This window comes from Sphingopyxis sp. SCN 67-31, assembly GCF_001725095.1.
This window is the reverse complement of record NZ_MEFH01000032.1, coordinates 1-7,287: the sequence shown is the minus strand read 5'-3', so window position 1 is coordinate 7,287 and position 7,287 is coordinate 1. Positions and strand designations below refer to the sequence as shown.

6 protein-coding genes are annotated in these 7,287 nt (G+C 68.7%); 3 read left to right on the top strand and 3 right to left on the bottom strand.

What is annotated here, in order from left to right:
• The coding region (locus ABS88_RS04850) for a thiamine phosphate synthase (RefSeq protein WP_286749294.1) at window positions 1–486 on the bottom strand (486 nt) is incomplete at its 3' end.
• A 62-nt stretch (window positions 487–548) separates the two neighbouring features.
• Here ABS88_RS04850 and ABS88_RS04845 point away from each other — a divergent pair.
• Window positions 549–1,211 carry a YggS family pyridoxal phosphate-dependent enzyme gene (locus ABS88_RS04845; RefSeq protein ID WP_076073445.1) on the top strand — a complete coding sequence of 221 codons (663 nt, stop codon included), beginning with the start codon at window positions 549–551 and terminating at the stop codon, window positions 1,209–1,211.
• 31 nt (window positions 1,212–1,242) lie between these two features.
• A complete protein-coding gene (locus ABS88_RS04840) occupies window positions 1,243–2,586 on the top strand; it encodes an MFS transporter (RefSeq protein WP_076073444.1) in 1,344 nt (447 codons plus the stop codon).
• 22 nt (window positions 2,587–2,608) lie between these two features.
• Here the strand turns inward: ABS88_RS04840 and ABS88_RS04835 are convergent, their stop codons facing one another.
• Both ABS88_RS04835 and ABS88_RS04830 read right to left on the bottom strand, forming a co-directional pair.
• Window positions 2,609–4,327, bottom strand: a complete 1,719-nt coding sequence (locus ABS88_RS04835) for an NADPH-dependent assimilatory sulfite reductase hemoprotein subunit (RefSeq protein WP_076073443.1) — start codon at window positions 4,325–4,327, stop codon at window positions 2,609–2,611.
• Window positions 4,328–4,338: 11 nt separating this feature from the next.
• Entirely contained in the window at window positions 4,339–6,168 is a 1,830-nt protein-coding gene (locus ABS88_RS04830) for an assimilatory sulfite reductase (NADPH) flavoprotein subunit (RefSeq protein ID WP_286749290.1), read from the bottom strand.
• Between the two features lie 353 nt (window positions 6,169–6,521).
• Between ABS88_RS04830 and ABS88_RS04825 the strand changes: the two genes are divergently transcribed.
• Window positions 6,522–7,160 carry a peroxiredoxin gene (locus ABS88_RS04825; RefSeq protein ID WP_067111702.1) on the top strand — a complete coding sequence of 213 codons (639 nt, stop codon included), beginning with the start codon at window positions 6,522–6,524 and terminating at the stop codon, window positions 7,158–7,160.
• Window positions 7,161–7,287 lie beyond the last annotated feature (127 nt).

Sequence of the window (7,287 nt, the reverse complement as noted above, 5' to 3'; positions counted from 1 at the left end):
CGCCCGCCCGCCAGCCAGCCGCGCGAGCCGCAACCACTCGGCGGTCGATAGCGTCGGCGCGCCGGGGTGCGAACGCGTCGGGTGGAGCGGCGAGACGAACACTGCTTGCGCACCGGCGCGGCGCGCGGCGCGCGCCTCGGCGCGGTCGTGGACAGCCATCGTGCGGACCAGATCCAGCCGCCGCGCCTGCGCCGCCGCGCCGCGCCCCTGCCGGCGCAGATGCACGCCGTCGGCGCCCCAGCGCCGCGCCAGCGCCGGCGGCCCCGCGAGCAGCAGCGACAGGTGCCGCGCTCGCGCGATGCGCGCGAGGCGCCGGAACAGGCGCCAGCGCGCACCGGGCGCCAGCCCGTCGTGCCGCACGACGATACCGCTGCCCGGCGGCAGCAGCGCCGCCAGCCGCGCGAGCGGCGTCGCGGCGCGTTCGTCGGTGAACAACCAGACACCGGAAAGGCGGGCACCGCGCGGCGGGGGGTGGCGTCGAGGCATCGCTCTTCCTATAGGCGCGTCGGGGCGGCGCGCAACGCGCACGCCACCCGGAGGCGAACGGAATGGACCAAGCGGCAGAGCGGCTGGCGGAGGTGCGGGCCAACATCGCGGCGGCGGCGAAGCGCGCCGGCCGCGAGGCCGACGCCGTCTGCCTGATCGCGGTGTCGAAGACGCACGACGCCGACGCCATCCGCCCGCTGATTGCCGCCGGCCAGCGTCATTTCGGCGAGAATCGCGTGCAGGAGGCCGCGGCCAAATGGCCCGCGCTGCGCGCCGAAGCATCTGGCATCACGTTGCACCTGATCGGCCGGCTCCAGTCGAACAAGGCCGAGGATGCGGTGATGCTGTTCGACGCAATCCACTCGGTCGACCGCCCGTCGCTGGTACACGCGCTGGCGAAGGCGTGCGACCGGCTGGACCGGCGCCCGCGCCTCTTCGTCCAGGTCAATGTCGGCGACGAGGCGCAGAAGGGCGGCTGTGCGGTCGCCGACCTGCCCGCATTGCTCGCCGAGGCGGCGGAGGCCGGATTGCGCATCGAGGGGCTGATGGCGATCCCCCCGGCGGATCGCGAACCCGCGCCCTATTTCGCGCTGCTCGACGAACTCGCCGAACGGCACGCGCTGCCGCTGCGCTCGATGGGGATGAGCGGCGATTATCCGACCGCGGTGATGCTGGGCGCGACGCACGTGCGCGTCGGCACCGCCCTGTTCGGGGCGCGGGACTAAGGAAGACAGCAGCGTCGGGGAGGAAAGCGAGATGGACCATGAACAGACAGCCGACCTTCCCTATCTGAAGAAGGTGGTCGGCGCGTCGATGGCCGGCACCGTCGTCGAATGGTATGAATTCTTCCTCTACGGCACCGCCGCGACGCTGGTGTTCGGCAAGCTCTTCTTCCCCGACACCGGCAACGAGCTCGACGGCATCATCGCGGCCTTCGCCACCTATGCCGTCGGCTTCCTCGCCCGGCCGCTGGGCGGGGTGGTGTTCGGCCATGTCGGCGACCGCATCGGCCGCAAGGCGCTGCTGCAGCTCAGCCTCGTGCTGATCGGCGTGTCGACCTTCCTGATGGGCTGCCTGCCGGGCTTCGACAGCATCGGCTATTGGGCGCCGGCGCTGCTGGTGCTGCTGCGCTTCGTGCAGGGCTTCGCGCTCGGCGGCGAGTGGGGCGGGGCGGTGCTGCTCGTCACCGAGCACAGCCCGAACCGCAGCCGCGCCTTCTGGGGCAGCTTCCCGCAGGCGGGGGTGCCGCTCGGCAACCTGCTCGCGACCGCGGTGCTGCTGATCCTCGCGGCGACGCTGTCCGACGCGGATTTCCTCGCCTGGGGCTGGCGCGTCGGCTTCTGGCTGTCGGCGGTGATCGTTGTCATCGGCTATTATATCCGCACCCAGGTCAGCGACTCGCCGATCTTCGAGGAGGCGCGGGCGCACGCCGAGGCCTCGGCCGGAGGGGGCTATGGTCTTACCGAGGTGTTTCGCCACTATCCGCGCGGCGTGTTCACCGCGATGGGTCTGCGCTTCGGCGAGAATATCGTCTATTATATGGTGGTTACCTTCTCGATCACCTATCTTCACCATCGCGAGATCGACACGACGCGCATCCTCGCGCTGCTGTTTGCCGCGCATATTGTCCACGTCGTCGCCATTCCGCTGGTCGGCGCGCTCGCCGACCGGATCGGGCGCCGGCCCGTCTATATCGCCGGGGCCGCGCTCACCATGGTCTGGCCGTTCCTCGCCTTCCCGATGTTCGACACCGGCGCCACCGCGACGATCCTTGCCGCGATCATGCTCGGCCTCGCGATCCACGCACTGATGTATGCGCCGCAGCCCGCGATCATGGCGGAGATGTTCCCGACGCGCATGCGCTATTCGGGCGTGTCGCTCGGCTATCAGGTGACGGCGATCGTCGCGGGGTCGTGGGCGCCGCTGATCGGCACCGCGCTGCTGCGCGAATATGACAGCTGGACCCCGATCGCCGCCTATATCGCCATCGCCGCCGCGGTCAGCCTGCTGTCGGCGCTGGCGATGCGCGAGACCAGGGGCACGTCGCTGCTCGCGCTCGACGCAGCCGACCGCAACCGCCCAGCGGCGGCGGCGGGCTGATCGGCCTTTACCCGAAAACGCCCTAATCGTTCGAGAAGCGGCCCTCGGTCACTTCGCGGACGATGCCCGCGCGGATGGTGAAATCGCCGAAATGCTCGCCCGGCTGCCGCTCGGCGGCATAGCGGCCCAGCGTTTCGTCGAGCGTCTCGAGGATCGCCGCCTCGCCGATATTCTCGCGATAGAGGCGCCCGAGGCGCTGGCCATGGAAACCGCCGCCCAGATAGAGATTATATTTGCCCGGCGCGCGGCCGGTCAGCCCGATCTCGGCGATATAGGGGCGGGCGCAGCCGTTGGGGCATCCCGTCATGCGCAGCGTGATCGGTTCCTTCTCCAGCCCGTGGCGCGACAGGATCGCCTCGATGCGGGTGATCAGGCTGGGCAGATAGCGTTCGCTGTCCGCCATCGCGAGGCCGCAGGTCGGCAGCGCGACGCATGCCATCGCATTGAGCCGCAACGTGCTGCGCGCGTTGAGCGCGGCGAGCCCGGTCTCGGCGAGCAGCGCCTCGATTGCCGGCCGGTCGGCGGCGGCGATCCCGGCGATCATCAGATTCTGGTTGGGGGTCAGGCGGAAATGCCCCTTGTGGACGCGCGCGATCGGTTCGATCCGGTCGAGCAGATCGCGGTCGAGCCGGCCGTTCTCGACGAACAGCGTATAATGGTGGACGCCATCGTCCGATTCGGTCCAGCCATAGCGGTCGGCGTTCGAGGTGAAGGCATAGGGGCGCGCGGGATCGAGCGGCCCGGCGCGATCCTCGATCGCCGCCTTGATCCAGTCGAGCCCCTTGTCGTCGATCGTATATTTGAAGCGCGCCCGCGCGCGGTCGGCGCGATTGCCATAGTCGCGCTGGACGCCCATCACCGCCTCGGTCACCGGATAGAGCCGGTCGGGGGTGATGAAGCCGATCACCGACGCGGTGCGCGGATAGGTGTGCGGCGCCTTGTCGGTGCGCCCCATGCCGCCGCCGATCGCGACGTTGAAGCCGGCGATCCGCCCGTCATCGCCGACGATGGCGATATAGCCGAGGTCCTGGGCATAGATGTCGATGTCGTTGTTCGGCGGGATGACGAAGCCGATCTTGAACTTGCGGGGCATGTAGGTGCGCCCGTAGAAAGGCTCCTCAGGCCCGGAGGTCGCAACCCGTTCCTCGCCGTACCAGATTTCGTGATAGGCGCCCGTTTTCGGGATCACATGGTCGCTGACCGCCTTCGCCAGATCGGCGAGTTCGGCCTGCAGCGCGGGGAATTCGGGATAGACGGTCGCCATCACGCCGCGCGAATCGTCGCCGCACGCCGCCACCGTGTCGAGCAGCACCTCGTGCAGCCCGCGGATCAGCGGGACGAGGTCCTGCTTGAGCACCCAGTGGAACTGAAAGGTCTGGCGCGTCGTCATGCGCAGCGTCTCGCCGCCGTGCGCGCAGGCCAGTTCGGCGATCTTCAGCCAGCGTTCGGTCGTGCAGATGCCCCCGGGCAAGCGGACGCGGATCATGAACTGAAAGGCGGGCTCCAGCTTCTGCCGGCGGCGCTCGTCGCGGACGTCGCGGTCGTCCTGCTGATAGATGCCGTGGAACTTCATCAGCTTGATGTCGTTGCCGGGCACCGCGGAGGTGATGCGGTCGAGCAGCCCGAGCGCAATTGTCCCGCGCAGCTGGTCGCTTTCGGCCTTCAACGTCTCGTCGGGGCTCAGCCGGTCGAGCGGCTGCGACACGTCCTGGCTGCGGTCGGTGGGGGGAAGCAGGTCCATCGGGCGGTTCCTCAATAGATGTCGCGCTGGTAGCGGCCGTCGCGCTGCAGATCGCGCAGATATTCCTCGGCATCCTCGGTCTGGACGCTCGCCTGTTCGGCGATCAGCGCGACCAGCGCGGCGTGGACGTCGGGCGCGAGCCGCGCCGCGTCGCCGCAGACATAGAGGTGCGCGCCCTCCTCCAGCCAGGCATGGACGTCGCGCGCCCGTTCGCGGAGGCGGTGCTGGACGTAGAGCTTCTGGGTGCCGTCGCGCGAGAAGGCGACGTCCATCCGTGTCAGCGTGCCGTCGGCCAGCCATTGCTGCCATTCGGTCTGGTAGAGGAAGTCGCTGCGGAAATGGCGCTCGCCGAAGAACAGCCACGCCCGGCCGCCGCCGCGCGCTTCGCGCTCCTGCAGGAAGGCGCGATAGGGGGCAACGCCGGTGCCGGCGCCGATCATGATGATCGGCCGCCCCTCGGGCGGCAGGCGGAAATGCGGATTGGCCTGGATATAGACGGGAACCACCGAGTCGATTTCCACGCGGTCGGCGATCTGGCCGGAGGCGACCCCCGACCGCGGCTGGTCGTGCAGCGCATAGCGCACCGGCGCGACGGTGATATGCGCCTCGTCGGGGCAGGCGGCGAGACTGGACGCGATCGAATAGAGCCGCGGCTGGAGCGGCCGCAGCCCATCGGCGAAGCGCTGCGGATCAACGCCCTTCAGCGGAAAGGCGCGGACGATGTCGACGATGTGGTTGGCGTGCAGGAACGCCGCGCGCTCGCCGCTGTCCATCGCCGCGAACACGTCGCCGGTTCCGGTCAGCGCGCCCCAATGGTCGAGAAAACGCAGCGTCGCGGTCGTCACCTCGAGCGACGTCGCCAGCGCCTCTTCCAGCGTCGTCGCCTTCCCCTTGAGAGTCAGCGGCGCGCTGCCCGGCAGGTCGAGCGCGGCCAGCAGCGCCTCGACCGCCGCCGGGTCGTTGCGCGCGACGAACCCCAGCGCGTCGCCGGGCTGATAGCTGAGCCCCGATCCCGCGAGCGACAGCTCGACATGCTGGGTCTCCTTGCTCGACCCGCGCCCCGACAGGCGAATCTTCTCGATCACCGTCGCCGGAAAGGGATTGCGCTTGTCGTGGCCGGCATCCGGGGCGGACGCGGGCGCCGCACCGGCCGGCGCGGCCGGCGTTGCGGGCGCCGCTTCGGCCTGTTCGGCGGCGAGCAGCGCCAATATGTCGACGCTCCATTCGGCCGCGGGCTCGTCGAAATCGACGTCGCAGTCGACGCGCGGGCGCAGCCGCTGCGCCCCCAGCGCCTCCAGCCGCGCGTCGATCCGCTTGCCGGCACCGCAGAACTGCTCATAGCTCATGTCGCCGAGCGCGAGGACGGCATAGCGCAGGTCGGGCAGCGGCGGCGCCTTGCGGCTCTCGACGAAATCGAAGAAATCGGCCGCGGGCTGCGGCGGGTCGCCCTCGCCATGGGTGGCGACGACGATCAGCAGGTCCTGCTCGTCCTTCAGCCGGCGCGGCTTGTAGTCGGCCATGTCCGACAGTAGCGGGGCGAGACCCTGCGCGGTCGCCGCGGCGGCGAGGCTCTTCGCCAGTTCGGCGCCGTTGCCGGTCTCGCTGCCATAAAGGATGGCGAGCGTGCGCGCCGCCGGGCGCGGCGCGGCGGGGGCAGGCGACGCGAGCGCTCCCGCACCGCCGCCGCGCGCCAGTCCGAGCGCCAGCCCCGCGAAATAACCGCTCGCCCAGCGCGCCTGCTCGGCGGTCAGCGTCGCGCCCAGCGCCTCGACCAGCCCGGCCTGCTCGCCCGTCAGCAGGGCAGGGGCATGCTGCGGTGCCGTCATGATTTCAGCCGTCATCTCTCTCGACCCTTCGACGATAGGGAGGCGCTTCGCCTCCGGCTGCCCACTCGTATGCGGCGCGGCAGCGAGGCGAGCGCAATGGCGGCGCAGATCGCACGGCGGGCGGAAAACTGGCAAAGGAAATGTTGGGAATCCGCGGCGATAATAAGTTGGGATCGGCCAAAGGATTCTTTACTGCTTCAATAAGAAGCAAAAATTTTTATGATGATGTTCAATATATTTTCTGTTTAATGCTCCGATCCCGCAGTCATAACGGGATTCAATATTTGATTTGCGCTACCCAACAATATCTAGGTTCGGTCGCCCGCTGCCTTCTGCGATGGTCGCCGCCATTGCCAAGGAGAGCTGACATGTCGATTTTGCTGGGACAGACCGCACCCGATTTTGAACAGGAAAGCACCGCGGGGACCATTCGCTTTCACGAATGGCTCGGCGACTCGTGGGGGCTGCTGTTCAGCCACCCCAAGGATTATACGCCGATCTGCACCACCGAACTGGGTGAGGTCGCGCGGCTGCGCGGCGAGTGGGACAAGCGCGGGGTCAAGACGATCGGCCTGTCGGTCGATCCGCTCGACTCGCACTTCGGCTGGGCGAAGGACATCGAGGAAACGCAGGGGCAGAAGCTCGACTATCCGCTGCTCGCCGATTTCGACGGCAAGGTCTCGGCGCTCTACGAGATGATCCATCCCGATTCGGACCCGACCTATACGGTGCGCTCGGTGTTCGTCGTCGACCCGAACAAGAAAATCCGGCTGATCCTGACCTATCCGCCCAGCTCGGGCCGCAATTTCGCGGAGATATTGCGGGCGATCGACAGCCTCCAGCTCACCGACGCGCAGCCGGTGGCGACCCCGGTCAACTGGAACCCCGGCGATGCGGTCATCATCTCGCCGAAGCTGTCCGACGCGGACGCGAAGCAGCGCTTCCCGCAGGGGTTCAAGACATTGAAACCCTATCTCCGCTCGGTCGAACTCGAAGCCTCGGCCTGAGGCGCGGCACGGCGGGTCCGCATCGGCCTAGGACGGATCGACATTCAGCTCTGGCGGCCTGCAAATGGCGGCTTTTCGCGCTTCCGGTGCTCACGTGCCATCAGCACGCTGCGCTCCGGGTCCCGAA

Coding starts and splice junctions, on each gene's coding strand:
- ABS88_RS04845 (WP_076073445.1), top strand. CDS start 549: ATGGACCAAGCGGCAGAGCGGCTGGCGGAGGTGCGGGCCAACATCGCG.
- ABS88_RS04840 (WP_076073444.1), top strand. CDS start 1,243: ATGGACCATGAACAGACAGCCGACCTTCCCTATCTGAAGAAGGTGGTC.
- ABS88_RS04835 (WP_076073443.1), bottom strand. CDS start 4,327: ATGGACCTGCTTCCCCCCACCGACCGCAGCCAGGACGTGTCGCAGCCG.
- ABS88_RS04830 (WP_286749290.1), bottom strand. CDS start 6,168: ATGACGGCTGAAATCATGACGGCACCGCAGCATGCCCCTGCCCTGCTG.
- ABS88_RS04825 (WP_067111702.1), top strand. CDS start 6,522: ATGTCGATTTTGCTGGGACAGACCGCACCCGATTTTGAACAGGAAAGC.